The sequence below is a fragment of the Enterobacter sp. A8 genome (assembly GCF_004296595.1).
Taxonomy (GTDB): Bacteria; Pseudomonadota; Gammaproteobacteria; order Enterobacterales; family Enterobacteriaceae; genus Enterobacter; species Enterobacter cloacae.
Genome location: NZ_SCMF01000001.1, coordinates 445,994 through 469,703, shown reverse-complemented (window position 1 = coordinate 469,703; position 23,710 = coordinate 445,994). Strand labels below are relative to the sequence as shown.

Here is a 23,710-nt window from a genome sequence, read left to right as displayed (position 1 = left end):
CCATTTTAAGGTGTTTCCGCCTCGGATGCCAGCACAACGCAAAGCTGAAAGTTTGCTACGTTTAGTGAAGACGCTTACCAGGGATAACACGATGAAAAAGTATCGGCTCAGCGATGAAACCCGGCTCTGGCACTGGAAAAACGGCGAAACGCCCCACTCGGCTACGTTAAAGCAGATTATCGCCACGACAGATTTTAATGACGTCGTCGCCGGGACGAAAGGCGGCTGGATTGAGGATGAACGCGCCTTGTCTCAGGAGGGGAACTGCTGGATCTACGACGAAAACAGCGTGGTCTTCGCCGGTGCGACCGTCTCCGGTAATGCCCGTCTGACCCTGCCGTGCGTCGTCAGCGACCATGCCCATATTAGCGGCAACAGCTGGCTGGACGGGGCAAACGTGAGCCATGGGGCGCGAATAAGTGACAACGTCACCATTCAGAACTCCACCGTACGGGGGGAATGTCATATTTTTGGTGATGCCCGGGTGCTGCATAACAGCATGATTATCGCCGCCAAAGGTTTAACCCCAGACCAGGAGCAGATCCTTAAAATCTACGACAACGCGACCGTCAGCCAGTCGCGCGTGGTGCATCAGGCGCAAATCTACGGCGAGGCCATCGTCAATTATGCGTTTATCGAGCACCGTGCCGAGGTGTTCGACAAGGCCATTCTTGAAGGGAACGATATCAATAACGTCTGGGTCTGCGACTGCGCAAAAGTGTACGGCAACGCGCGCCTGATTGCCGGATTCGACGACGATGCCATTCCTACCGTGCGCTACAGCTCTCAGGTGGCTGAGAATGCTGTGGTGGAAGGCAACTGCGTAATTAAGCACCACGTGCTGATTGGCGGTCAGGCGTGGCTACGCGGGGGGCCGATCATGATTGATGATAAGGTCGTGATTCAGGGGCGGGCGCGGATCAGCGGCGACGTACTGATTGAGCACCACGTTGAAATCACCGACGATGCCGTCATTGAGGCTTTCGACGGCGACAGCATTCATCTGCGCGGCGAAAAAGTAGTTAACGGCGAGAGTCGAATCACCCGCACGCCCCTGCTGGGCGCGCTATAGGGGGAAGATACCGGGATAATTTCAGATTTTGCTGCGGTTATTGCCCCTCACCCCAGCCCTCTCCCAAAGGGAGAGGGGGCCGTCTGTGCAGGCATTATTTGTGGGGATCCCTCTCCCGAAGGGAGAGGGAATCGATCGTTAACGCATTACCCGGTCGTCAACGTAATTACGTTTGTCCGGCGCTGGCGGGAAATACTGATACAGCCAGGTTTCACTGATGGCATCGCCCTGACAGCGCAGGAACAGGCGCATATCCACCGGCTCCGTCGAATCGGACGTTGGGTACCAGTCAAACAGAATGCGGTATCCGTCAAACGGCTCAACGTAGAGGATTTCCACCTGCTTCGCTTCACCGCTGGAGAGCGTGATCACCGGCTCAATCCCCTTCGGCGCGGCCGCTTTCAGATCGCCGCCGACAAAGTCGATGGCGAAGCGGCGGGCCCACACTTTCGGGTAGTGTTCACCTGGCGCCCAGCCTTCCGGGAAGCCGCCCATACCGGTACGCGTCGCGAAGACGTTGGCCAGCGGGGAACGTACCGGCGGCATGGCGCTCCAGTACAGGCGATATTTGAAGTCCAGCTCATCGCCCGCTTTGACCGCTTTTTCCGGCTGCCAGAAGCAAACCACGTTATCCAGCGTTTCACCCGTGGTCGGGATCTCCATCAGGCCAACCGCACCTTTACCCCAGTCGTTACGCGGCTCCACCCACAGGCTTGGGCGCTTGTTATACCAGCCCATCACGTCCTGATAGTGGGAGAAATCCCGGTCAAGCTGCAGCAAACCAAACCCTTTCGGGTTTTTATCGACAAAGGCATTGAACTGCAATTTCTGCGGGTTGTTCAGCGGACGGCAGATCCACTCGCCGTTACCGCGCCACATGGCCAGACGGTCGGAGTCATGGATCTGCGGATGAATGGTGTCGCACATACGGCGCTCGTTATTGCCGCAGCTGAACATACTGGTCATCGGCGCGATACCGAGCTGTTTGATGTCTTTACGCGCATAGAGATGGTTTTCCACCTCCATGATCACCTGGCTCTTCTCGCAGTGGATCACGAACTTATAGGCACCGGTAATGCTTGGGCTGTCCAACAGCGTATAGACGGTAAAGGTGGTGTCGCCCGGTTTGACGGTTTCAAACCAGAAGGCCGTAAAATCAGGAAACTCTTCCGGCGTGTCGGTAAAGGTATCCACCGCCAGACCACGCGCCGACAGGCCGTACTGGTAAGTGTCATCCACCGCACGGAAATAGCTCGCGCCGAGGAAAGAGACAATATCGCGACGCGCCAGCTCAGGCGCTTTGAAGGCGCGGAAGCCGGCAAAACCGAGGTCGCTCTGCCCTTCCAGCTGTTTGGTATCTACCCCGGTATCCCCGTAGCTGAAGAGCTCCGGGCGGAAGTGGATCTCACGCGCCTGGGAGGTCGACTGGTCCAGGGAGAACATCCGCACGCGGCGGCGGAAGCCCATCCCCATGTGGAAGAACTGCACGTCAAGCTGACGGCCTTCAATGTTATTCCACAGGGACTGCTTTTCATCGTACCGGATGGCGTTATAGGCCTGCGGCGTCATGGTTGCCAGCGTTTCCGGCAGCGGACGCGGCGCACCACCCCACGGGGTTTTCGCCAGGTCATGGGCCATGGATTGCAGTACGGAGAAGTCAAAACGACGGCTCTGGCCATCGGCGATGTCAGAGTCAGCGGCATAGGCCGCTCTGGAGAACAGTGAAGCAAGGCCAGAAGTGCCGCTCAGGGCTGCCATTGCCAGCGAACCTTGTAAAAAACGTCTGCGATTCATGCCTGGAAAAACGTCCTTATGGTCGTGTGAATGTGTTTCGCGCTCGGCGAAATGACGGCAAGAAAGAACGCACAGCCTAAACAAAAACGGTTAAGAATCCAATTGTTGGCCGGTGATTATATGAGCAAAGTGAGAAATATTTTCTGTCGACCAGAACGGCCCGAAAGTGGTGTAAAGAAAGCCTGGAAAGTGTGAAGAAAAATGCCCCGGTGCGACATCGACAACCGGGGCGAAATGAGGTGGTTATTTTACGCTGACATCGATACCCGGGAAGTACTTATCAGCGAGTTTTGCGATCGTGCCGTCGGCACGAACTTTATCAATCGCGGCATCAAGCTGCTTTTTGGTGGCCTCATCCCCTTTGCGCAGCCCAAAGCCGATCCCGCTGCCGAGGATGGTGTCGTCAGACACCGGTTTGCCGATAAAGCCAAACCCTTTCCCCTGCGGCTTGCTCAGGAACCCTGCCTGCCCGGCCGCGGACATCACCAGCGAGGCGTCGATGCGGCCATTCAGCAAATCGCCCCACGCCATATTCTGATCTTTATACGACACTACCGTGACACCCTGCTTTTCCCAGTGCTCTTTGGCATAGGTTTCCTGAATGGAACCCTGCAACACGCCAATGGTTTTGCCCTGCAGCCCTTCAGGTGTCGCCTCTACTGCGGTTCCGGCCTTGCCCACTAACTGCGAGGGGATGCGGTAGATAGGTTGGGTAAAATCAATACTTTTGCGCCGCTGTTCGGTGATGTTCATCGCCGAGTTGATGGCATCAAATTTCTTCGCCACCAACCCCGGAATCAACGCATCAAAGGATGTTTCCACCCAGGTGCATTTCAACGCAGCGGCTTTGCAAATGGCATTCCCCAACTCAACGTCAAACCCTTCCAGCTCGCCGGAGGCATTGCGGCTCTCAAACGGTGGATATTCCGCTTCCAGTCCGTACCGCAGTTCGGTGGCCGCGAATGACGAAAACGTACACAGCAGTCCCATGCCGACAACTAACGCGCGTAATTTCATCTCAAACTCCTTAGCGTGGTTTAACCCGACACAGGGCCTGGGCACCTGCCCGTAACGTCGCCTCATCTTTGGCAAAAGAGAGACGAATCAATTTATTGTCCGTACCATCCATATAGAAAGCGGACAGCGGAATGGTCGCGACACCGCACTCAACGATCAGCCGTTTCACCATCACGCTGTCGGGCTCGTCGCTGAATGGGCTGTAATCCGCCAGCAGGAAGAACGAGCCCGCGCTCGGCAGCAGTTTAAACGGCGACTCAGCCAGCAGAGTTTGCAGCAGATCGCGCTTGCGCTGATAAAACGTCGCCAGCGACAGCCAGGTTTGCGGATCGGTCATATGTTCGGCAAACGCATGCTGCATTGGCGTATCGGCAGAAAACATCAAAAATTGATGCACTTTACAAATCTCTTCCATCAGTGCCGCCGGTGCAACACAGTACCCCACGCGCCATCCGGTAACGTGATAGGTTTTTCCGAAGGAAGAGATAATGACGCTACGCTCCGACAGCTGCGGATGTGTGGCCATACCGTGGTGCGGTTCACCGTCAAAAACGACGTGCTCGTACACTTCGTCAGACAAAATAATGATATCGGTATTGTGCGTCACGGCCACCAGCTGCTGCAGGTCATTCGCGGAGAACACCTGCCCGCTTGGATTATGTGGCGTGTTGATGATGATCATACGCGTTTTGGGGGTGATGGCCGCGCGGACCTCATCCCAGTTCACGGCAAAATCCGGCACCGTGAGTTTGATGGCGACCGGGGTGGCACCCTGAAGGCGAACAATCGGCGCGTAGCTATCAAATGACGGTTCGAAGTAGATCACCTCATCGCCCGGATGCACCAGCCCGCTGATGGCGGAATAGAGCCCCTGGCTGGCACTGGCGGTAACCAGCACCTCGCGCCCCGGGTCATACGTGGTACCGTAAAGGGTGGCAATTTTCTCCGCGATACGCTCTTTTAAAGGCTGCAGGCCGGTCATCGCGGCATACTGGTTATGCCCTGCCTCCATCGCGCGGGTTACGCCCGCAATCAGTTTCGGGTCGCAGGAAAAATTCGGTGCGCCCTGAGAAAGATTGATGGCGTTGTGCTGAGCAGAAAGCTGGCCGATTACGGTAAAAATGGTGGTACCCACATCCGGTAATTTGGAACGGGTTTGTACCGCGGTCTTCAGGGTCATCATTTATCCTTCTCATGGGGATTGCATAACTATTCAAACAACAACGCCGTTGCCGGGACAATCGAATTGTTGTCATAATAGCCATGAGAAAAATGCATAGCTGAGGTGTTTTTATGTCGCGCCGTTCGCTCCCGCTCAATGCCATCGACGCCTTCCTGGTGACCGCGCGTCACCTGAATCTCACCCACGCCGCCAGAGAGCTTTGTCTGACTCAGGGGGCCGTGAGCCGTAAAATCGCCGCTCTGGAAGCGTGGTTTGGCTTTCCGCTGTTTGAGCGCCACGCGCGCGGGTTGCGCCTCTCTTCCCAGGGTAGCGCCCTGCTGCCGGAGCTACAATCCGCTTTCGAACAGATGCTGAACGTGGCCGATCGGGCCCGCGCCCAGCATACGGTGATCCGGCTTAAAGCGCCCACCTGCGCCATGCGCTGGCTGGTGCCGCGCCTGCTGGAGGTAGAGCGCGAACAGCCCGATCTGCAAATCGCGTTGACCACCACCACCGATCATAACGTCAACTTTAAAACCGAATCCTACGACGCCGCCATCGTGTTTGGCACGCACATGAGCGCGGGCGATCTGCTGTTCGAAGAGGCGTTAACTCCGGTGCTCAGCCCGCTGCGGGCGGGGACTGGACTGGGTTCATTAACCTTTCTTCACCCGACACGGGATAAAACCGACTGGTCACTGTGGCTGGCGAAACAGGATGAGCCGGGCGTTGTTATGCACAAAAATCAACACTTCGACACGATGGATCTCGCCATTACGGCGGCCATTCAGGGGCTGGGCGTCGCCATCGCCGATGAAACGCTGGTGGAAGAGGACATCCGCGCAGGAAGGCTGGTGCGGCCTTTTGCGACCAGCATCAAAACCGGTGCGAGCTACCGGCTGGTGCTGCGCGAAGCGCCAGGCACGGAAAACGGCATGGCCGCGTTTCGCGCCTGTTTGCTTAATCGAGGTTAACGTGGTGCTTCATCACCCGTTTAAAGAGGCTCATGCGGGCGCGCATAAAGCGGTTTTCAAGCTTAAAACCTGCATGCTTATTCACACCAATGCGTAACAGGACGTCACGCCCTTTACGGCAGGCTGGCCAGTGCGTCGGCCCAGGCAGGCTGTCACGATGCCCCGCATCGCGGGCAAAACTCACCCAGTAGTCGGCCACGTGGGCGGCGAACTGTAAATCACGCGCGTTCACATACTGCCGTGAAGGTTCCACCTCTCCGAGCGTATCAAAAACATACGGCACCTCGTTGCCGTGCCAGGCACCGTTGATATAGGTGGCGTGCTCCGCTTCGGCCACATAGTCAAACCAGTAGCGCCAGCACGGCGCGCCGACGCGCTGCTGGGCCTGCATCACCACATAGCCCATGGTGGTGAACGCCATATCCCGGCACACCTGCCTTCCCAGCTCTTCATCGCCTTTCACGCCTGGATAGAGCAGCTTGATCAGCCCCAGACCAAAGCGCCGCTCCCGGCGGAGCTTCTGAATTTGTCCGGCGAGATCGATGCCAAACACCGCCATTACGCTCGCCTCGTCGCTGTTGGAGCCAATCATGATGGGGACAGGCTGCTGACGGGCGGCAAAGAAGACGTCCAGCATCGGCTCCGGCAGCACACAATCTCCGGCGACAGGCGCCGGGGCGATATTCAGCGGTGCCGTCAACGGCCAGAACGACTCAGGTGGAATAGCGCGCAGCTGCTCCGCTGTCGCGTTCTCCAGCCCAAAATGCGCGGCCAGCGCTTCCCCTTTTCGCAGGGCCTGCTCGCGCGGGGTATCCGGCAAGGTATAGCCACTTTGCACAATCGCTTTATGAAATAACCCTTTCGCCAGCGGCGAGGCCAGCAGCGACAACACGCTGCGTGCGCCAGCTGATTCACCAAACAGCGTGACGTTTTCGGGATTGCCGCCAAAGGCGGCGATATTGTCCCGCACCCATTCGAGAGCGGCGATCTGATCCAGCAGGGCAAAATTGTACACCACGCGATCTTCTTCCCCCTCCAGCGCAGGATGGGCGAAAAAGCCGAGATGACCAAGACGGTAATTGAGGGTGACCACCACCACGCCGCGTTCCGCCAACGCCCTGCCGTTATAGGGCGGTAACCCACCCGCGCCGAGCGTGAACCCACCACCGTGCAGCCAGACCATCACCGGCAGCGGCTCAACGCGGTCAACGGGCGACCACACGTTAAGATAAAGACAATCCTCTGAAAACTGTCCGGGGTCCCCGCCGCCCAGCTCCTGGCAATATTCGCTGCTTTGCCAGCTTGAAGCGGAAAACGCCGTTGCCGGGCGAACCCCATCCCAGCGTTCGGGCGGTCGCGGTGAGCGCCAGCGCCAGTTGCCAACGGGCGGTGCGGCGTAGGGAATGCCGTACCACGCCTGAACAGTATTATCCGTAAAACCAGCCAGTGCGCCGTAGCGCGTTTCAACCACAGGGGCGGAGGGATATTGCATAACTACCTTCTTTTTCCATCACACCCCTGAAGAGTAACGATTTCAGAGCAAACCGCAACGCTGTTTGCTGCGGGTTTCCGCCTCCTCGTACAGTGCGAACTCGTCATAGACCGGGCAGCCCAGCGCCGCTTCGAAGGCATCCCGGCTGGCGTTACCGTGGCTGCGCGCCTGGGTTTCATTCCCGAGATTGGACTGGAAAATCCCTGCGGCGCTGACCGGCAGGAAATCTTCGTAGGTGATCGGCTGGGCAACCACCCACCCGCGTTCAATTAACGGCTGCGGATCGTCGCCCGGACGAAACGCATAACGATGCGCTTCACCCGCTGGCGTCAGGCGATAGCGGAAATACGCCAGCTCCTGTCGGCGCATCATCAGCTCGCTGTCCGGGAAGGCGCTGAACACTTCACGCAGATGAAGCTGATGGGTCAGGTTGTCTTTGCCGGTGCCGGACTCGGCGAGCAAACTGTCATAAAGCTCGCGACCTTTCGGCGTCAACGCCACCCCGCGCTGTTCAATTTCACCAAAGCGCGCGGTATGGGTGCCTTTATGTTCCCCGGCAAACAGCACCGGCTCTTCCAGCGCCTTGAAGCTGGTCTGACGCAATAACACCGGCACCTCGCGGCGCGGCGGCCCTTCAATCAGAATTTTGGGTTCAATGCCGTACTTCGGCATCAGCTCCTGCACCCGGTCAATATCCAGCGTGCGTGGCGTAAGGTGGTTGATGTGGCATCCCGGGAAACAGACCACATCCGCAATCAGGCGATGCTCATTATGCAGCGCCAGATAGGTCTCCTGATCGACCGTCGCATGACGGTGCCAGCGGAAGGTTTCTAACGCTTCCTGAACAAACTCCCGCGCCTGCGCCTCGGTGAACGCCCCTTCTTTTTCATGCAGTTCGATGAGCGCCAGGCAGCGCGGCGTAAAGATGTTGCGGTAAGAGAGGATCTCCGCCGCCCGCTCGCGCAGGGCAACGTTCTCAATCAACTCAAGGCGCAGCAGTGAGGTAAAGATACGAAACGGGTTACGGCACAGCGCCCCATCATCCACCGGGCGAAATGCCGTCGAGTGAACCGGAACGCCCGCCTGAGAGAGATCATAGTAGCTGACCGGGTACATGCCCATGATGGCAAACATACGACGTAAAGTAGAAAGCTCTTTTGCGGTGCCAACGCGGATAGCCCCGTGACGCTCCACATTCAGGCGCGCCAGCTCATCTGCATTCGCCAGTTGTTCATGTAAGAGTGGATTGTTTTCCAGAACCGCCAGGTTTACGTCCGCGACCAGCTCAAGCAAGGTGCCGTACTGCGGAACTTCCTGCTGGTACATCGCCGACATAGCCTGCGAAAAATGTTCCCGAATATCATCAGCCGTGATGGTGTTCGCCATGGTGTCATGCCTCCAGTGAATATTACCTGGAGTGTAGAGAAACCCGTTCCTTCCGGGGGGAAGAATTTACGATTTGTGATCTTACGACGACAGTGGTCAAACCGTGTGCTGCCCGAACCTGTCGCGGCCGTACCAGGCCCCCTTCCTTTCCCCCCGGCCCGTCGTGCAGGATTTTCCTTATAATTAATGATTATTCTGTATTCTAGCTATAAAGGAGTAATTTTGGAGGCCATCCCGGCTAAAAATTGAACGAAATTGTGGCGCTACAATTTTTATCCTCACCTTTCAGGTTTTTAGCGGCAACTTAGGATTAATCCGAGCATTTTTTTACAAGTCCTTCCCACTCATCCATATTTTTTTCGCCAAACGAAGCGTAAACCCACCAATATTTTTAAATAACGCAACCGTGAATGGCGAAACGCATTTGACGCATGCCGCACAGCGTCTAAAGTTATTACTCGAACGACGAGTGATACGGAATATTTCTGTATCGTACTGACATAACCAATATATGACTATGAGGTTTAATATGGCAGAGCATCGTGGTGGTTCCGGTAATTTCGCTGAAGACCGTGAAAAAGCATCAGAAGCTGGACGTAAAGGCGGCCAGCACAGCGGCGGTAATTTCAAAAACGATCCGCAACGCGCATCTGAAGCAGGTAAGAAAGGGGGTCAGAATAGTCACGGCGGAGGCCGTAAATCTGATAACTCCTGATTTTATTAAGCTGTCTCAGTAATACCAGAGAGCATGCTGCGGGCCGAAAGGCTCGCAGTTCCCTTAACGTTTTAACCGGAGCAAAATATATGAATATGAAAAGTATCGAGGATGTTTTTATTCATCTACTGTCCGATACCTACAGCGCGGAAAAACAGCTTACCCGAGCCCTGAGCAAACTCGCCCGTGCCGCCTCCAGTGAAAAGCTCAGCGCGGCCTTCACAGCCCACCTTGAGGAGACGCAGGGTCAGATTGAGCGTATCGATCAGATTATCGAACAGGAAGACGGTATTAAGCTTAAGCGAATGAAATGTGTGGCAATGGAAGGCTTAATTGAAGAGGCCAATGAGGTCATCGAAAGCACAGAAAAGAATGAAGTCCGTGATGCTGCATTAATTGCTGCAGCGCAAAAAGTGGAACATTACGAAATTGCCAGTTACGGTACCCTTGCCACATTAGCAGAACAACTTGGCTATAAAAAAGCCGTTAAACTTCTTGCCGAAACACTGGAAGAAGAAAAAGAAACCGATCTTAAACTCACCGACCTGGCCGTAGGAAATATTAACCAAAAAGCGCAAAAATGACGCTATAACACAGGTTAAATATAATGAGCATCAGTCCCAGGACAATTAAACGGTGCCATTTAACGGCAGCTATAATATGGTTCATCCTTGCTATTCCTTCCGTAATATGGTGGAAGAATAGCGTACTATGGGTCATTATCATCAGTATTTACGCCAATATTGTCGGCCATTTATCTGGCTACAGTGCCGCACGTGCCGATCAGGCTGCTGAAAGTGAGACCAAATAAGCGAACCTATAATGAGGAACGAAATATGAATCACGTAGAACACTACCATGACTGGCTACGCGATGCCCATGCAATGGAAAAGCAAGCCGAATCAATGCTGGAATCGATGGCCAGCCGTATTGAAAATTATCCTGATGTTCGCGCCCGTATTGAGCAGCACCTTAATGAGACAAAACGGCAAATCACATTGCTGGAGGAAATCCTCGATCGTAATGATATTTCTCGTTCGGTTTTAAAAGACTCGATGAGCAAAATGGCTGCGCTCGGCCAGTCCATCGGCGGCATGTTCCCGTCCGATGAGATTGTTAAAGGCTCCATCAGCGGCTATGTTTTCGAACAGTTCGAAATTGCCTGCTACACCTCCCTGCTGGCCGCGGCCAAAAAAGCGGGCGACACCGCCTCTGTACCCGCCATTGAAACCATTCTCGCCGAAGAGCGCGAGATGGCCGACTGGCTGATTCGTCATATTCCGCAAACGACGGAACAGTTCCTGCTGCGTTCTGATGCATCAGGTGTCGAAGCGAAAAAATAAACCACAGGAGAGTGTATGTTTCGACACGTCAAACAGCTGCAATACACGGTTCGCGTTGCTGAACCGAATCCCGGCCTCGCCAATCTTCTGCTGGAACAATTTGGCGGGCCGCAGGGTGAACTGGCGGCCGCCTGCCGCTACTTCACCCAGGGCCTGAGTGATGACGATCCTGGCCGTAAAGATATGCTGATGGATATCGCGACCGAAGAGTTGAGCCACCTCGAAATCATCGGGACGCTGGTCGGCATGCTGAATAAAGGGGCCAAAGGCGCGCTGGCGGAAGGGGTAGAGAACGAAGCCGAGCTGTACCGGTCCATGACCGAAAACGGCAACGACAGCCATATCACCTCCCTGCTCTACGGCGGCGGTACCCCGCTCACTAACTCCGCGGGTGTGCCCTGGACGGCGGCCTATGTTGATACCATTGGTGAACCCACGGCGGATCTGCGCTCGAACGTGGCCGCAGAGGCGCGGGCAAAAATCATCTATGAGCGTCTGATCAACGTGACAGACGATCCCGGGGTGAAAGATGCACTGGCGTTTCTGATGACGCGAGAGGCGGCGCACCAGCTCTCCTTCGAGAAGGCGCTTCAGTCTATTCGCAATAATTTCCCGCCGGGGAAATTGCCGCCAATCGAGGAATTCACCAACAAGTACTACAATATGTCTGAAGGTGGCGAGGTCCGCGGAAGCTGGAACAGCGATAAGCATTTCGACTACGTTGAGGCCCCCCAACCTGCGGTTGACGGTGGAGACGGGAGTGCAAGCGTGACGCTCTCGACCGAACAGGCTACGCTCGTCAAGGCGATGTCTGCTCGCACAAAATCCGATCCGAATGCCGACCCGTTAACAGGTGCCGAGCTAGGCGCCGGTAAGAAAAAACCGTAACCGGTTTTGCCAGGCAGCTCCCGCTGCCTGGTAATTCTCGTGCCCCATCGTTCCAGAGGTACGGACCATGTTCGAACTCGACGCGTTTCATCTGGCGAGAATTCAGTTCGCTTTTACCGTCTCGTTTCATATTCTCTTCCCGGCGATCACCATCGGGCTTGCCAGCTATCTGGTGGTGCTCGAAGGGATGTGGCTGCGTACCAAAAACGACGTCTGGCGCTCCCTGTACCATTTCTGGCTCAAAATATTTGCCGTCAACTTTGGTATGGGCGTTGTGTCCGGGCTGGTCATGGCCTATCAGTTCGGCACCAACTGGAGCGGGTTCTCTCAGTTTGCAGGTAGCATCACCGGGCCATTGCTGACCTACGAGGTATTAACCGCTTTCTTCCTGGAGGCCGGTTTTCTCGGCGTAATGCTGTTCGGCTGGAACAAGGTTGGACCGGGACTGCACTTCTTCGCAACCTGCATGGTGGCGCTGGGTACGCTAATGTCCACCTTCTGGATCCTCGCCTCTAACAGCTGGATGCACACTCCGCAGGGCTTCACCATTGAGAACGGTCAGGTGATCCCTGAAGACTGGCTGGCCGTCATCTTCAACCCCTCTTTCCCGTACCGACTGATTCACATGTCCATTGCCGCGTTCCTGTGCAGCGCACTGTTTGTGGGCGCGTCGGGAGCCTGGCACCTGCTGCGCGGCAACGACACGCCCGCCATTCGCAAAATGTTCTCGATGGCTATGTGGATGGCCCTGCTGGTCGCCCCCATTCAGGCCGTAGTCGGGGATATGCATGGCCTGAACACGCTTGAACATCAGCCTGCCAAAATCGCCGCCATCGAGGGGCACTGGGAAAATCCGCCAGGGGAAGCCACCCCGCTGCTGCTGTTTGGTCTGCCGGATATGGAAGAGGAGCGCACCAAATACGGGCTTGAGATCCCGGCCCTCGGCAGCCTGATCCTCACCCACAGTCTGGATAAACAGGTCCCCGCGCTGAAAGATTTCCCGAAAGAAGATCGCCCGAACTCCACCATCGTCTTCTGGTCGTTCCGCATCATGGTTGGCATGGGGCTGTTGATGATCGCCCTCGGCGTCCTGAGCCTGTGGCTACGCTATCGCCACCGGCTGTATCACTCGCGCCCGTTCCACTGGTTTGCCCTCTGTATGGGGCCAGCCGGTCTGCTGGCGCTGCTCGCTGGCTGGGTGACCACCGAAGTGGGTCGCCAGCCGTGGGTGGTCTACGGTTATCTGCGCACCATCGACGCGGTCTCTCTGCATAGCACGCTGCAGATGAGCATCAGCCTGCTGGCCTTCATCGTCGTTTATTGCTCGGTGTTTGGCGTGGGCTATGTCTACCTTGTGCGTCTGATTAAGAAAGGACCACAGCCGGTGGACACGCTAACCTCGAACACCTCGGGCACTCCCGCCCGTCCGCTGTCTGCCGCTGAGTCTGTTCCGGAAGAGGAGAGAATCTGATGGGCGTCGATATCTCGGTTATCTGGTTTGCCATCATCGTCTTCGCCACCCTGATGTACATCATCATGGATGGCTTTGATTTGGGGATCGGTCTGCTGTTTAACTTCGTGGGCGATGCTAAAGAGCGCGACGTGATGGTGAACAGCGTGGCCCCCGTCTGGGACGGCAACGAAACCTGGCTGGTGCTGGGCGGCGCAGGGCTGTTTGGCGCCTTTCCGCTGGCCTATGCGGTGATCATCGATGCGCTCACCATTCCGCTTACCGCCATGCTGATCGGTCTTATCTTTCGCGGTGTCGCCTTTGAGTTCCGCTTCAAAGCGACGCCCTCTCACCGCCAGTTCTGGGACTATGCCTTTGCGGGAGGCTCGCTACTCGCCACCTTCAGCCAGGGCGTGGTGGTCGGCGCGGTGATCAACGGTTTTGAAGTAGAAGGCCGACGCTACGTGGGGTCTGCCCTCGACTGGCTGACCCCCTTCAACCTGTTCTGCGGTATCGGGCTAGTGGTGGCCTATACGCTGCTGGGCACCACGTGGCTTATCATGAAAAGCGAAGGTGCACTGCAAAACCGCATGCGCGAGTTGACCCGCCACGTGCTGCTGGCGCTGATTGTCGTCATCGCGGTGGTGAGCATCTGGACGCCACTCGGCTGGCAGTACGTGGCCGAGCGCTGGTTTACCCTGCCTAACTTCTTCTGGTTCCTGCCGGTGCCTCTGCTGGTAGGCGTATTTAGCCTGTGGATCTGGCGCTTGACCCGCAACCCGGCCAGCCACGCGCGTCCGTTCCTGTTGACGCTTGGGCTTATCTTCCTCGGTTTTAGCGGACTGGGCATCAGCCTGTGGCCGAACATTATTCCGCCGGGCATTAGCCTGTGGGATGCCGCGGCCCCGCCCGCCAGCCAGCTCTTTATGCTGGTGGGGACGTTACTGATTATTCCGGTGATCCTGGTGTACACCGCCTGGAGTTACTACGTCTTTCGGGGAAAAGTGTCTGATACAGAAGGTTACCACTGAGGTGCAGGATGGCAGGATGGCATACACGGGCCATTATTTATCAAATTGATACGGCACTGTTTTACGATTTAAACGGCGATGGCTGCGGAGACATCGCCGGAATAACGGCCAAATTGCGTTATATACGCCGCATGGGGGCGACAGTAATCTGGATCACTCCGTTTTACCTTACCCCTTTTCTGGACGAAGGGTATGACGTCAGCGACCACCTGCAGGTCGATCCCCGGTTCGGCAAACTGGCGGATATTATCGCTTTTATTGAGCAGGCACGTGAGCTGGGGATGCAGGTCATTATCGAGCTGTTGATCCAGCATACGTCGGACGCCCACCCCTGGTTTCAGGAGGCCCGGCGCAACCCGAAATCCCCCTTTCGCGACTATTACCTGTGGTCAGATAATGACGATGACGATACGCCCCCGATGTTCCCCGGCGTGGAAAAGAGCATCTGGACATGGGATGACGAGGCGGGTCAATACTACCGGCATATGTTTTATCGCCACGAGCCTGATCTCAACCTCACCTCACCAGCGGTAATTAAAGAGATAGAGAACATTATCCTCTTCTGGCTTAAGCTCGGCGTATCGGGATTCCGTCTGGACGCCGCGTCGCATCTCACCACCCAGGCCGGAAGCGGTGACGAGAAAAAGGGGCTGTGGATCCTGGAGCACTTGCGCCGCCTGATTACCCAACATAACCCGCAGGCGATTCTGCTCGGTGAAGTTGACGTAGAAGTGGAAGCCTACAAAGACTATTTCGGCAATAACGACCGCCTTCATCTGGTGCTTAACTTCTGGCTTAACAAATATTTCTACGTGAGCCTGGCCAGGAAAAGCGCCCGCCCGCTGCGCAATGCGGTGAAGAAAATGATCGTCCCGCCAGACTCCTGCTGCTTTGCCAACTGGTTGCGTAACCACGACGAGCTGGATCTGGAGGGGATCGGTAAAAAGGACAAACAGTTCGTCCTCGACACGTTCGCCCCGGATGAAGAGATGAACGTGTACCAGCGTGGGATCCGCCGTCGCCTGGCGCCGATGCTGAATGGCGACCAGAAGCGGCTGGCGCTCTGCCACGCCGTGCTGTTCTCCCTGCCCGGGGTGCCCGTTATGCGCTACGGGGATGAAATCGGCATGGGTGATGATCTGGATTTAGAAGAGCGTTACGCCGTGCGTACGCCCATGCAGTGGGCGCCCTCTCAGGGCGGTGGCTTCTCTGATGCAGACCCGCAGAGCTTTATCGCGCCCATCATTGACCATGGGCCCTATCGTTATCAGAAAATTAACGTGGCGGATTCGCTGTTGCACCGCAACTCGCTGCTGCACCGGATTATAGATATCGCCAACACGCGGTCTGAATTCCCGGAGATTGCCGTGGCGCCGTTTCATCTTATCGCCATCGATAATGATGCAGTGCTGGGAATTTACTACGAGGCTGAAGATCGCAGCATTCTTACCTTTGTTAATTTCAGCGATAAACCGGTGACCTTCACCGCCAGAGGGATCCGCCACGCCACCTGGACCGCCTGTCTGGCAGACAAACGCTACGAGGATGCGCTGGTCTGCGGCAAAACCGTTGAGCTGGATATAGGCGGCTACGGCTATCGCTGGTTCTGGACAAACCGTAGCGCGCTGCGCTGACTACTTTTTGCGGCCGCGCATCAGGCGTGTGAGCACAATCCCTGCGACGGCCAGGGAGCCCAGCAGCACTTTCCCGGGCGCGCCAGAGGAGACGGCGCTGGCGCGCGTTTTCGCCTCAGCAGAGAAATGGCCGTGGATTTTGTGCAGGTCGTTGACCGGCTGGTCGAGGTAATCCCGCCGGTCTTCTGCGTTCAGGGTGTCGGTCATCTGCCCTTCCCAGGCCTTTTTCACCATCAGACGGTCAAGAAAGCCGGGGAAGAGGAACTGGCCGACAATCGACTGGATGGTACTGCTGCCCACCCACAGCTCGCGCACCGGTTTTTGCGCCACCCTGAAAATGGCACTCGCGGCCACTTCCGGCTCAAACACTGGCGGAACCGGGCGCATCGCCCAGGCAAACTTATTCCGTGCCCATTCAAACTGCGGCGTATTTAGCCCCGGCATCTGGACCATGGCGAGCTGCACCCGGCTGTTCTCATGCATCAGCTCGGTACGCACCGCATCGGTAAAGCCCCGGATCGCGGCTTTGGCGCCGCAGTAGGCGGACTGCAAAGGAATGGAGCGGTAGGCCAGCGCGGAGCCAACCTGAATAATTACGCCCCGATCGCGCGGCACCATCAGTTCCAGCGCGGCACGGGTACCGTTCACGTAGCCAAGGTAGGTGACTTCTGTGACGCGGCGAAATTCATCCGGCGTCATGGTCCGAAACGGCGCCAGCACCGCCCCCATGGCATTATTGACCCACACATCTATCGCCCCAAGGCGATACTCAATTTCGTTGGCGGCATCCACCACCGCCTGACTGTCGGCCACATCCGCCTGCACGGCCAACGCATTGACGCCAAAACGGCGTAGCTCTTCCTGGGTCGAGTGAAGGCTTGTCTCCTCGCGCGCAATAATGCCCACATCGTAGCCCGCTTTTGCAAAGTGCAGCGCCGTGGCTTTCCCCACGCCAGCCGTCCCGCCAGTAATGACCATCACTGCCATAAAACCTCCGCGTTATTTCAGCCCGATAATTTCGTCACTAATTCAGCCAGCGAGTAATGCACCGCTTTTTCCACCACGTCCTGACAGTCGCCGGAAAAGAGCACCCTGCTCGTTTCCGTCTTTCCGCCGATATTCCAGGCGAAGCACACGGTCCCCGCCGCCGTGCCGTCATCTCCCCCTTCCGGCCCGGCATACCCGCTGATGGCAATACTGACATCGGCCTGGGCAATGTCGCGGATGCTGGCCGCCATCTCGGTGACGGTCTGTTCACTGACGGCGGTAAACCGCGCGAGGGTTTCCGGGCTTACGCCCAGGATCCTCTCCTTCGCGCTATCGCTGAAGACGACCAGCCCCACATCATAAAAATCGGCAGTGTTCTCTTCCGCGCAGAGCGCCACCGAAAGCTTCCCGCCGGTGCAGGATTCTGCGGTTGTTAAGCGAAGCCCTGCATCGATTAACCTGCTCGCCAGTTTTTTGGTCAGTTCAGCCACGGTAATGGTGTTGTCGTGGTATAGATTGCTCATCATCAGGCCTCTCATTTTTTCTCAGGAATAATGGAAATATGGCCATTGCGTTCCAGAATGGCATATTTAATTTCACTTAACTTTGTAATACCATTATTCTGCCGGGCTGAAACCAGAATATCATCACATGAAACATCGACCTTTTTGAGTTTATCTGCTAAGGGCACGCCGTTCTCAACCAGAATTACCGGCGTGCCATCCAGGATATTCTCCACCGGCGAAAAATACTTTTTCATCAGTCCAAAAATAATATCCACAACCACCAGCGTGGTGATGGTTATCATTGCGCCCGTGACCGAAAAATCCTCCCCCAGCAGGGCCTGCTGGGTTGCTTCGCTGATAATTAACAGGAGAATAAGATCAAAGCTGGTCATCTGCAGCAACGCACGTCGTCCGGCCACTTTGAAGACCACCACCAGAAACAGGTAAATCGCCAACGCCCTAAAAACCATATCCATGGCAGCCTCCTAAGGGTAAATAAATTGCCAGAAAGGAATATCCGGCAGGTTGTTTACACGAATGACGTTGTGCCATTTACCGCCTCTGGTCGGGGTAATGAACAGCCAGACCGAAAAATGTGGCGATTTTTCAAGATGATTATAGACAAAATAGAGCGTGTTCCCGCGGCTGTACATGCTGTCTGGCTGCGGCCAGACGCTGCCCGGCTCGTAGGCGTCGCTGCTCTCGCTGGTCATGCTCACAGTGTATTTGCCCTCGCTGTTGACCGGAAAGATCAGCTGAAGTCGCGACTCCGTTTGCCGACGCGCAAAGCGTTCATAGTTGAGGGTCAGGGATTTTGCAGAATTGGTTTTCTCCGTGTTACTCACTATCCCACTTGAAAACAGACCGGCAATCGCCGCGATGATAATACTCAGTAACACAATAAATCCGACCTGGCGAAATGCATATTCAAACCTCAGCAAGCGATAACTCTCATTTATCCCGGGTAACTTTTCATTTTTATCATTCATGGCAGCCATCACCGTTTCGCTTATTTACCAAACGTTCTGTTTTGTATGGCGAATGTTTTTAAGACTTATCACATTTGCCACATAAAGGAATAGCAACAATACTTAATAAGTCAAGACACCTTAAATGAAGGATATCAGATGAAATTATCACTTATTTCCGCTTTTTTAATATTTATGGTGCCAACCGCATGGGCTGATAATAACGGCGGGTTACAAAAGGGTGAAGCGCCGCCCCCTCCGCATGCGCTGGATAGCGGTTATCGCGGCACCGATGATGCCCGTATTATGACCATCGACCAGGCGAAACAAATGCATGATGGCGCGACCATTTCACTGCGCGGCAACCTTATTGACGGTAGCGGCGATAAGTATGTATTTCAGGATAAATCCGGAAAAATCGACGTTATTATCCCAAAAGCAGTTTTTGACGGCAGAACAGTCAAACCAGACCAGATGATCAGCATTAACGGTTCGCTTGATAAAAAGTCATCGCCTTCCGTTGTACGTGTCGATCATCTGCAGAAATAACTCAGCGAAGCGTTAACGCTGTATTTTCATCCTAACTCACCTATTGGCTTAAGGAGTCAGCTATGAGTGATACTCAACAACGTACGAACGCTTATCCGCAACCCCCTTTCCCGGAACAGCCGCAGACGCCACCAGGACTGGCTTCTGAGATGCAACCTGTTCCCGATCACGGGGAAACGAGCTATAAAGGCCACGGCCGTCTGGCGGGCAAAAAAGCGCTGATTACCGGCGGTGACTCCGGTATCGGCCGCGCGGTGGCCATTGCCTACGCCCGTGAAGGCGCCGATGTCGCCATTAACTATCTGCCTGAAGAAGAGAAAGACGCCGCAGAGGTCATCGACCTGATCAAGGCCGAAGGGCGCAACGCCGCCGCGCTGCCGGGGGATGTCCGGGATGAAACCTTCTGCCAGAACCTGGTGGAAGAAGCGGTGGCTAAACTTGGCGGGCTGGACATTCTGGTGAATAACGCCGGTCGCCAGCAGTATCGGGAATCGCTGGAAGAACTCACTACCGAAGATTTCGATGCCACGTTTAAAACCAACGTTTATGCCCCGTTCTGGATCACCAAAGCGGCGCTTCGCCATCTGAAAGCCCCTGCGGCAATTATTAACACCTCCTCGGTGCAGGCGGTAAAACCCAGCCCTGTCCTGCTGGACTATGCCCAGACCAAAGCCTGTCTGGCGGTGTTTACCAAATCCCTTGCCAAACAGCTTGGGCCGAAGGGCATTCGCGTTAATGCCGTGGCTCCCGGGCCTTACTGGACGGTGCTGCAATCCAGCGGCGGCCAGCCGATGGAGAAAGTGAAGCAGTTTGGGGGTGACACACCGCTGGGCCGTCCGGGCCAGCCGGTGGAGATTGCACCTTTATACGTCACGCTGGCGTCAGATGAGTGTTCCTTTACGACCGGCCAGGTATGGTGTTCCGACGGCGGTGATGGCGTGATTTAACGTTTCCCTGCCCGAATGTGCAATAAATGAACAAGGACGTTCAGCCCCCCGCCAAAAACATGTTGTAACTCAAATAGATCAAATGTTAAAAATATTTTGCTATCAAGTTATCAAAATTAAACAACTTAGCTTGTCACCCGCATCGCTCTGTTTTTAACATCGCCTATGGAAAAAAATGGTCTGTTCAGTCAGCGCATACGCTTGCGCCATTTGCATACATTTGTGGCCGTCGCTCAACAGGGAACGCTGGGGCGTGCGGCTGAAACCCTTAACCTGAGCCAGCCTGCTCTCTCAAAAACGCTTAACGAGCTGGAACAACTGACCGGTGCCCGTCTGTTCGATCGCGGCCGTCTGGGCGCACAACTGACCCTGGTCGGGGAGCAGTTTCTGACCCATGCAGTCAAAGTGCTTGATGCGCTCAATACCGCCGGACAGGCGCTAAACCGTAAAGAAGAGCAGACGCACGAGATTGTCCGCGTGGGTGCCCTGCCGACGGCGGCGCTGGGCATTCTGCCGCCGGTGATCGGTCAGTTTCACAAACAGCAAAAACATACGACCCTGCAGGTCGCCACCATGAATAACACCATGCTGCTTGCGGGGCTGAAATCCGGCGAGCTGGATTTGGGTATCGGACGGATGTCAGATCCCGAACTGATGGTGGGTCTGAATTATGAACTGCTGTTCCTGGAATCCCTGAAGCTGGTGGTACGCCCTAACCATCCTCTGTTGCAGGATACGGTCACCCTAAGCCGGGTGATGGAGTGGCCGGTGGTCGTGTCACCGAAAGGTACGGTTCCACGGCAAAATGCCGAAACGTTACTGCAGATGCAGGGCTGTACGCTGCCGACAGGCTGTATTGAAACCCTGTCCGCTTCCCTGTCACGCCAGCTTACCGTGGATTATGACTACGTCTGGTTCGTCCCCTCCGGTGCGGTCAAAGATGATTTACGCCAGGGCACGCTCACCGCACTGCCGGTGACCTCGCCCGGCGCCGGCGAACCGATTGGCATTTTAACCCGCGTTGATACGCCGCTCTCCTCAGGTGCACAGACGCTACTGAGCGCGATACGTAAATCGATGCCTGCCTGATTCCTTTCCCCTTGCCCTGACCCTCTCCCCCCGGGGCGAGGGTCATTCCTGCGTTCTAATCATTTAATGCGAAATCATTTATTAACAATTGCGCAAAACAATTTAACAGTTTTATCATAGCGACGAATTCACCAAATGGTTCGTAAATATTTTATCAACCCCGAATTCAAGCGTATTAATCATTATTCCCACTGCATTTATTACCCACCTGGTACACTTCCGGCACGTTGTCGTGCTGTGCAGCGGGGGATCTTAAGGAGAAAGAGATGGCATTTGGCAGCGCGCCACGTGGGATACCCCGTATCCTGCAGTGGCTCCTTGCCGGACTGATGGCGATCGTCGGTCTGGCCGTTGGCGGGTTGGGTTTTAAACTCGTCACCGTAGGCGGAAGTGGATACTTCCTGATCATGGGCGTGGTAATGGTGATTGCCGCGATCCTGATTTTCATCAACCGCAGCAGCGGGATTGTGTTGTATGGCATCGCGTTTATCGCGTCGCTGTTCTGGGCGGTAAGCGATGCCGGCTGGGATTTCTGGCCGCTCTTCTCACGCCTCTTCACCTTTGCGGTTCTGGCATTCCTCTGTGCCCTCGTCTGGCCGTTCCTGCGTGCGGCAAACCGTGCGACGCCAGTGAAAAAAGGCCCGGCCTTTGGCGTGGCGGCGCTGCTCGCCGTGGCAATGCTTGTCAGCCTGGGCTGGATGTTTATACCCCAAACGCTGGTGGCGGCGAATGAGCCGGTGCCGGTGAAACCGGTCGCGGCTGGCGAACAGCAGAAGAACTGGGAACACTGGGGTAACACCACCCACGGGGATCGTTTTGCGGCCCTTGACCAGATTAACAAGCAGAACGTTAACGAGCTGAAAGTCGCGTGGGTTGCCCATACCGGGGATATCCCCCAGAGCAACGGCTCCGGTGCGGAAGACCAGAACACGCCGCTGCAGATTGGCGACACGCTCTACGTCTGTACGCCGTACAGCAAAGTGCTGGCGCTGGATGTAGATTCCGGGAAAGAGAAGTGGCGTTACGACGCCAAAGCCACGGCCCCGAACTGGCAGCGCTGCCGTGGGCTGGGCTATTTTGAAGATTCACAAAACGTGACAACGTCACAGGCTGATGCGCAGCCCGCCGCCTGTCCGCGCCGTCTGTTCCTGCCCACCACCGATGCCCGCCTGATTGCCATCAACGCCGATAACGGTAAAGCCTGCGAAGACTTTGGTGACAAAGGTACCGTGGATCTGAGCGTGGGTATGGGTGAGATTAAACCGGGCTACTATCAGCAAACCTCCACGCCGCTTGTGGCAGGAAACGTGGTGGTGGTCGGCGGACGCGTGGCGGATAACTTCTCCACCGGCGAACCGCCGGGCGTGGTGCGCGCCTATGACGTTCATACCGGTAAACTGGCCTGGGCGTGGGATCCGGGTAATCCGAACCTGACCGGCCTGCCGCCGGAAGGCCAGACCTACACGCGCGGTACACCGAACGTCTGGTCTGCAATGTCCTATGACGCAAAACTGAACCTGATTTACCTGCCAACCGGTAATGCCACGCCAGATTTCTGGGCCGGAGAACGCACCGCGCTTGATGATAAATACAGCTCCTCCATCGTTGCCGTTGATGCCACCACCGGCCAGGTCCGCTGGCATTTCCAGACCACCCATCACGACCTGTGGGACTTCGATCTGCCTTCTCAACCGCTGCTGTACGATCTGCCAGACGGTAAAGGCGGAACCACGCCGGTACTGGTGCAGACCAGTAAACAGGGCATGATCTTTATGCTCAACCGCGAAACCGGCAAACCGGTGGCGAAAGTGGAAGAACGTCCGGTCCCGGCGGGTAACGTGCAGGGCGAACGCTACTCCCCGACGCAGCCGTATTCCGTCGGTATGCCGATGATTGGCAACCAGACCCTGACCGAATCCGACATGTGGGGCGCGACGCCTGTCGACCTGCTGCTGTGCCGCATCCAGTTTAAAGAGATGCGCCATCAGGGGGTCTTTACCCCGCCGGGTCTCGATCGTTCCCTGCAGTTCCCTGGCTCACTGGGCGGGATGAACTGGGGCAGCGTCTCGGTCGATCCGAACAACGGGCTGATGTTCGTCAACGATATGCGCCTGGGTCTGGCCAACTACATGGTACCGCGTGCCAGCGTGGCGAAAGACGCCAGCGGGATTGAGATGGGTATTGTGCCCATGGACGGCACGCCGTTCGGCGCTATGCGCGAGCGTTTCCTGTCACCGCTGGGTATTCCATGCCAGAAACCGCCGTTTGGCACGATGTCCGCGGTTGACCTGAAATCCGGCAAGCTGGTGTGGCAGGTTCCGGTGGGCACCGTGGAAGATACCGGCCCGCTGGGTATTCGCATGCACATGCCAATCCCTATCGGGATGCCAACCCTTGGCGCGTCACTCTCCACCCAGTCTGGCCTGCTGTTCTTTGCCGGCACTCAGGATTTCTACCTGCGCGCGTTCGATACCGCCACCGGAAAAGAGATCTGGAAAGACCGTCTGCCGGTCGGCAGCCAGTCCGGGCCGATGACCTACGTTTCACCGAAAACCGGTAAACAGTACATCGTCATTAACGCTGGCGGCGCCCGCCAGTCACCGGATCGCGGTGATTACGTTATCGCGTATGCGTTACCCGATAAAAAGTAAGCGATGAAAAAAGGGACCGAAAGGTCCCTTTTTATTTGTAGGTCGGGTAAGGCGA

General features: G+C 56.0%; 23 protein-coding genes. 14 read left to right on the top strand and 9 right to left on the bottom strand.

Annotated elements, in window-relative coordinates; translation table 11 throughout:
* Positions 1–91 precede the first annotated feature (91 nt).
* Positions 92–1,072, top strand: a complete 981-nt coding sequence (gene ydcK / locus EQV24_RS02220; protein ID WP_045902942.1) for a YdcK family protein — start codon at positions 92–94, stop codon at positions 1,070–1,072.
* Between the two features lie 138 nt (positions 1,073–1,210).
* Here the strand turns inward: ydcK and EQV24_RS02215 are convergent, their stop codons facing one another.
* From EQV24_RS02215 to EQV24_RS02205, 3 genes are all read right to left on the bottom strand, one after another.
* Positions 1,211–2,866 carry a glucan biosynthesis protein gene (locus EQV24_RS02215; protein ID WP_013096654.1) on the bottom strand — a complete coding sequence of 552 codons (1,656 nt, stop codon included), beginning with the start codon at positions 2,864–2,866 and terminating at the stop codon, positions 1,211–1,213.
* A gap of 243 nt (positions 2,867–3,109) precedes the next feature.
* Positions 3,110–3,883 carry a transporter substrate-binding domain-containing protein gene (locus tag EQV24_RS02210; protein WP_040020830.1) on the bottom strand — a complete coding sequence of 258 codons (774 nt, stop codon included), beginning with the start codon at positions 3,881–3,883 and terminating at the stop codon, positions 3,110–3,112.
* Between the two features lie 10 nt (positions 3,884–3,893).
* Positions 3,894–5,063 carry a pyridoxal phosphate-dependent aminotransferase gene (locus tag EQV24_RS02205; RefSeq protein ID WP_130626404.1) on the bottom strand — a complete coding sequence of 390 codons (1,170 nt, stop codon included), beginning with the start codon at positions 5,061–5,063 and terminating at the stop codon, positions 3,894–3,896.
* Positions 5,064–5,176: 113 nt separating this feature from the next.
* On the opposite strand from EQV24_RS02205, the gene EQV24_RS02200 reads away from it, so the two are divergent.
* Positions 5,177–6,019 carry a LysR family transcriptional regulator gene (locus tag EQV24_RS02200; protein ID WP_130626096.1) on the top strand — a complete coding sequence of 281 codons (843 nt, stop codon included), beginning with the start codon at positions 5,177–5,179 and terminating at the stop codon, positions 6,017–6,019.
* Here EQV24_RS02200 and EQV24_RS02195 read toward each other — a convergent pair.
* Together EQV24_RS02195 and EQV24_RS02190 are read right to left on the bottom strand one after the other, a co-directional pair.
* A complete protein-coding gene (locus EQV24_RS02195; protein ID WP_130626095.1) occupies positions 6,006–7,511 on the bottom strand; it encodes a carboxylesterase/lipase family protein in 1,506 nt (501 codons plus the stop codon). The two genes, EQV24_RS02200 and EQV24_RS02195, sit on opposite strands and share 14 nt — an antisense overlap.
* A gap of 42 nt (positions 7,512–7,553) precedes the next feature.
* A complete protein-coding gene (locus tag EQV24_RS02190; RefSeq protein WP_130626094.1) occupies positions 7,554–8,897 on the bottom strand; it encodes a VOC family protein in 1,344 nt (447 codons plus the stop codon).
* 529 nt (positions 8,898–9,426) lie between these two features.
* On the opposite strand from EQV24_RS02190, the gene EQV24_RS02185 reads away from it, so the two are divergent.
* The 8 genes from EQV24_RS02185 (at position 9,427) to EQV24_RS02150 (ending at position 15,958) form a co-directional block, all read left to right on the top strand.
* Positions 9,427–9,612, top strand: a complete 186-nt coding sequence (locus tag EQV24_RS02185; RefSeq protein WP_004150795.1) for a general stress protein — start codon at positions 9,427–9,429, stop codon at positions 9,610–9,612.
* 89 nt (positions 9,613–9,701) lie between these two features.
* Positions 9,702–10,196, top strand: a complete 495-nt coding sequence (locus tag EQV24_RS02180) for a ferritin-like domain-containing protein (RefSeq protein WP_014831873.1) — start codon at positions 9,702–9,704, stop codon at positions 10,194–10,196.
* Between the two features lie 23 nt (positions 10,197–10,219).
* On the top strand, positions 10,220–10,423 hold the full coding sequence (locus tag EQV24_RS02175; protein ID WP_013096662.1) for a hypothetical protein: 204 nt from the start codon (positions 10,220–10,222) through the stop codon (positions 10,421–10,423).
* A gap of 25 nt (positions 10,424–10,448) precedes the next feature.
* Positions 10,449–10,955 carry a ferritin-like domain-containing protein gene (locus tag EQV24_RS02170; protein ID WP_013096663.1) on the top strand — a complete coding sequence of 169 codons (507 nt, stop codon included), beginning with the start codon at positions 10,449–10,451 and terminating at the stop codon, positions 10,953–10,955.
* 15 nt (positions 10,956–10,970) lie between these two features.
* Positions 10,971–11,843: a manganese catalase family protein gene (locus EQV24_RS02165; protein ID WP_020688584.1), complete on the top strand. Its 873-nt coding sequence runs from the start codon at positions 10,971–10,973 to the stop codon at positions 11,841–11,843.
* A gap of 67 nt (positions 11,844–11,910) precedes the next feature.
* The gene (locus tag EQV24_RS02160; protein WP_013096665.1) at positions 11,911–13,314 is read left to right on the top strand and encodes a cytochrome ubiquinol oxidase subunit I; all 1,404 of its coding nucleotides are present in this window, start codon (positions 11,911–11,913) and stop codon (positions 13,312–13,314) included.
* Positions 13,314–14,324, top strand: coding sequence for a cytochrome d ubiquinol oxidase subunit II (gene cydB, locus EQV24_RS02155; RefSeq protein ID WP_013096666.1), 1,011 nt, complete (start codon positions 13,314–13,316; stop codon positions 14,322–14,324). The genes EQV24_RS02160 and cydB overlap by 1 nt, the downstream gene beginning before the upstream one ends.
* An 8-nt stretch (positions 14,325–14,332) precedes the next feature.
* Positions 14,333–15,958: an alpha-amylase family protein gene (locus EQV24_RS02150; RefSeq protein ID WP_038419381.1), complete on the top strand. Its 1,626-nt coding sequence runs from the start codon at positions 14,333–14,335 to the stop codon at positions 15,956–15,958.
* Here the strand turns inward: EQV24_RS02150 and EQV24_RS02145 are convergent, their stop codons facing one another.
* The 4 genes from EQV24_RS02145 to EQV24_RS02130 are packed head-to-tail and all read right to left on the bottom strand — an operon-like array spanning position 15,959 to position 18,440.
* Positions 15,959–16,945, bottom strand: coding sequence for an SDR family oxidoreductase (locus EQV24_RS02145; protein ID WP_020688581.1), 987 nt, complete (start codon positions 16,943–16,945; stop codon positions 15,959–15,961).
* A 17-nt stretch (positions 16,946–16,962) separates the two neighbouring features.
* Positions 16,963–17,469 carry a 2-oxo-tetronate isomerase gene (locus EQV24_RS02140; RefSeq protein WP_029883805.1) on the bottom strand — a complete coding sequence of 169 codons (507 nt, stop codon included), beginning with the start codon at positions 17,467–17,469 and terminating at the stop codon, positions 16,963–16,965.
* An 11-nt stretch (positions 17,470–17,480) separates the two neighbouring features.
* Positions 17,481–17,927 carry a YetF domain-containing protein gene (locus tag EQV24_RS02135; RefSeq protein ID WP_013096670.1) on the bottom strand — a complete coding sequence of 149 codons (447 nt, stop codon included), beginning with the start codon at positions 17,925–17,927 and terminating at the stop codon, positions 17,481–17,483.
* 9 nt (positions 17,928–17,936) lie between these two features.
* Positions 17,937–18,440, bottom strand: a complete 504-nt coding sequence (locus EQV24_RS02130) for a hypothetical protein (protein ID WP_130626403.1) — start codon at positions 18,438–18,440, stop codon at positions 17,937–17,939.
* Between the two features lie 138 nt (positions 18,441–18,578).
* Here EQV24_RS02130 and EQV24_RS02125 point away from each other — a divergent pair, with 138 nt between their 5' ends.
* From EQV24_RS02125 to EQV24_RS02110, 4 genes are all read left to right on the top strand, one after another.
* On the top strand, positions 18,579–18,968 hold the full coding sequence (locus EQV24_RS02125; protein WP_013096672.1) for a YdeI family stress tolerance OB fold protein: 390 nt from the start codon (positions 18,579–18,581) through the stop codon (positions 18,966–18,968).
* 62 nt (positions 18,969–19,030) lie between these two features.
* Entirely contained in the window at positions 19,031–19,915 is an 885-nt protein-coding gene (locus tag EQV24_RS02120) for an SDR family oxidoreductase (protein WP_130626093.1), read from the top strand.
* 165 nt (positions 19,916–20,080) lie between these two features.
* Positions 20,081–21,004 carry a LysR substrate-binding domain-containing protein gene (locus EQV24_RS02115; protein WP_014831860.1) on the top strand — a complete coding sequence of 308 codons (924 nt, stop codon included), beginning with the start codon at positions 20,081–20,083 and terminating at the stop codon, positions 21,002–21,004.
* 266 nt (positions 21,005–21,270) lie between these two features.
* Positions 21,271–23,655, top strand: coding sequence for a glucose/quinate/shikimate family membrane-bound PQQ-dependent dehydrogenase (locus EQV24_RS02110; RefSeq protein ID WP_045293990.1), 2,385 nt, complete (start codon positions 21,271–21,273; stop codon positions 23,653–23,655).
* The last annotated feature ends 55 nt before the right edge of the window (positions 23,656–23,710 follow it).

Bases quoted from the DNA above. Each gene is read 5' to 3' on its own strand.
- EQV24_RS02160 (WP_013096665.1), top strand. From the start codon at position 11,911: ATGTTCGAACTCGACGCGTTTCATCTGGCGAGAATTCAGTTCGCTTTT.
- EQV24_RS02175 (WP_013096662.1), top strand. From the start codon at position 10,220: ATGAGCATCAGTCCCAGGACAATTAAACGGTGCCATTTAACGGCAGCT.
- EQV24_RS02170 (WP_013096663.1), top strand. From the start codon at position 10,449: ATGAATCACGTAGAACACTACCATGACTGGCTACGCGATGCCCATGCA.
- EQV24_RS02110 (WP_045293990.1), top strand. From the start codon at position 21,271: ATGGCATTTGGCAGCGCGCCACGTGGGATACCCCGTATCCTGCAGTGG.
- EQV24_RS02180 (WP_014831873.1), top strand. From the start codon at position 9,702: ATGAATATGAAAAGTATCGAGGATGTTTTTATTCATCTACTGTCCGAT.
- ydcK (WP_045902942.1), top strand. From the start codon at position 92: ATGAAAAAGTATCGGCTCAGCGATGAAACCCGGCTCTGGCACTGGAAA.
- EQV24_RS02120 (WP_130626093.1), top strand. From the start codon at position 19,031: ATGAGTGATACTCAACAACGTACGAACGCTTATCCGCAACCCCCTTTC.
- EQV24_RS02210 (WP_040020830.1), bottom strand. From the start codon at position 3,883: ATGAAATTACGCGCGTTAGTTGTCGGCATGGGACTGCTGTGTACGTTT.
- EQV24_RS02185 (WP_004150795.1), top strand. From the start codon at position 9,427: ATGGCAGAGCATCGTGGTGGTTCCGGTAATTTCGCTGAAGACCGTGAA.
- EQV24_RS02215 (WP_013096654.1), bottom strand. From the start codon at position 2,866: ATGAATCGCAGACGTTTTTTACAAGGTTCGCTGGCAATGGCAGCCCTG.
- EQV24_RS02125 (WP_013096672.1), top strand. From the start codon at position 18,579: ATGAAATTATCACTTATTTCCGCTTTTTTAATATTTATGGTGCCAACC.
- EQV24_RS02115 (WP_014831860.1), top strand. From the start codon at position 20,081: ATGGAAAAAAATGGTCTGTTCAGTCAGCGCATACGCTTGCGCCATTTG.
- EQV24_RS02135 (WP_013096670.1), bottom strand. From the start codon at position 17,927: ATGGATATGGTTTTTAGGGCGTTGGCGATTTACCTGTTTCTGGTGGTG.
- EQV24_RS02140 (WP_029883805.1), bottom strand. From the start codon at position 17,469: ATGAGCAATCTATACCACGACAACACCATTACCGTGGCTGAACTGACC.
- cydB (WP_013096666.1), top strand. From the start codon at position 13,314: ATGGGCGTCGATATCTCGGTTATCTGGTTTGCCATCATCGTCTTCGCC.
- EQV24_RS02130 (WP_130626403.1), bottom strand. From the start codon at position 18,440: ATGAATGATAAAAATGAAAAGTTACCCGGGATAAATGAGAGTTATCGC.
- EQV24_RS02145 (WP_020688581.1), bottom strand. From the start codon at position 16,945: ATGGCAGTGATGGTCATTACTGGCGGGACGGCTGGCGTGGGGAAAGCC.
- EQV24_RS02200 (WP_130626096.1), top strand. From the start codon at position 5,177: ATGTCGCGCCGTTCGCTCCCGCTCAATGCCATCGACGCCTTCCTGGTG.
- EQV24_RS02205 (WP_130626404.1), bottom strand. From the start codon at position 5,063: ATGACCCTGAAGACCGCGGTACAAACCCGTTCCAAATTACCGGATGTG.
- EQV24_RS02190 (WP_130626094.1), bottom strand. From the start codon at position 8,897: ATGGCGAACACCATCACGGCTGATGATATTCGGGAACATTTTTCGCAG.
- EQV24_RS02165 (WP_020688584.1), top strand. From the start codon at position 10,971: ATGTTTCGACACGTCAAACAGCTGCAATACACGGTTCGCGTTGCTGAA.
- EQV24_RS02195 (WP_130626095.1), bottom strand. From the start codon at position 7,511: ATGCAATATCCCTCCGCCCCTGTGGTTGAAACGCGCTACGGCGCACTG.
- EQV24_RS02150 (WP_038419381.1), top strand. From the start codon at position 14,333: ATGGCAGGATGGCATACACGGGCCATTATTTATCAAATTGATACGGCA.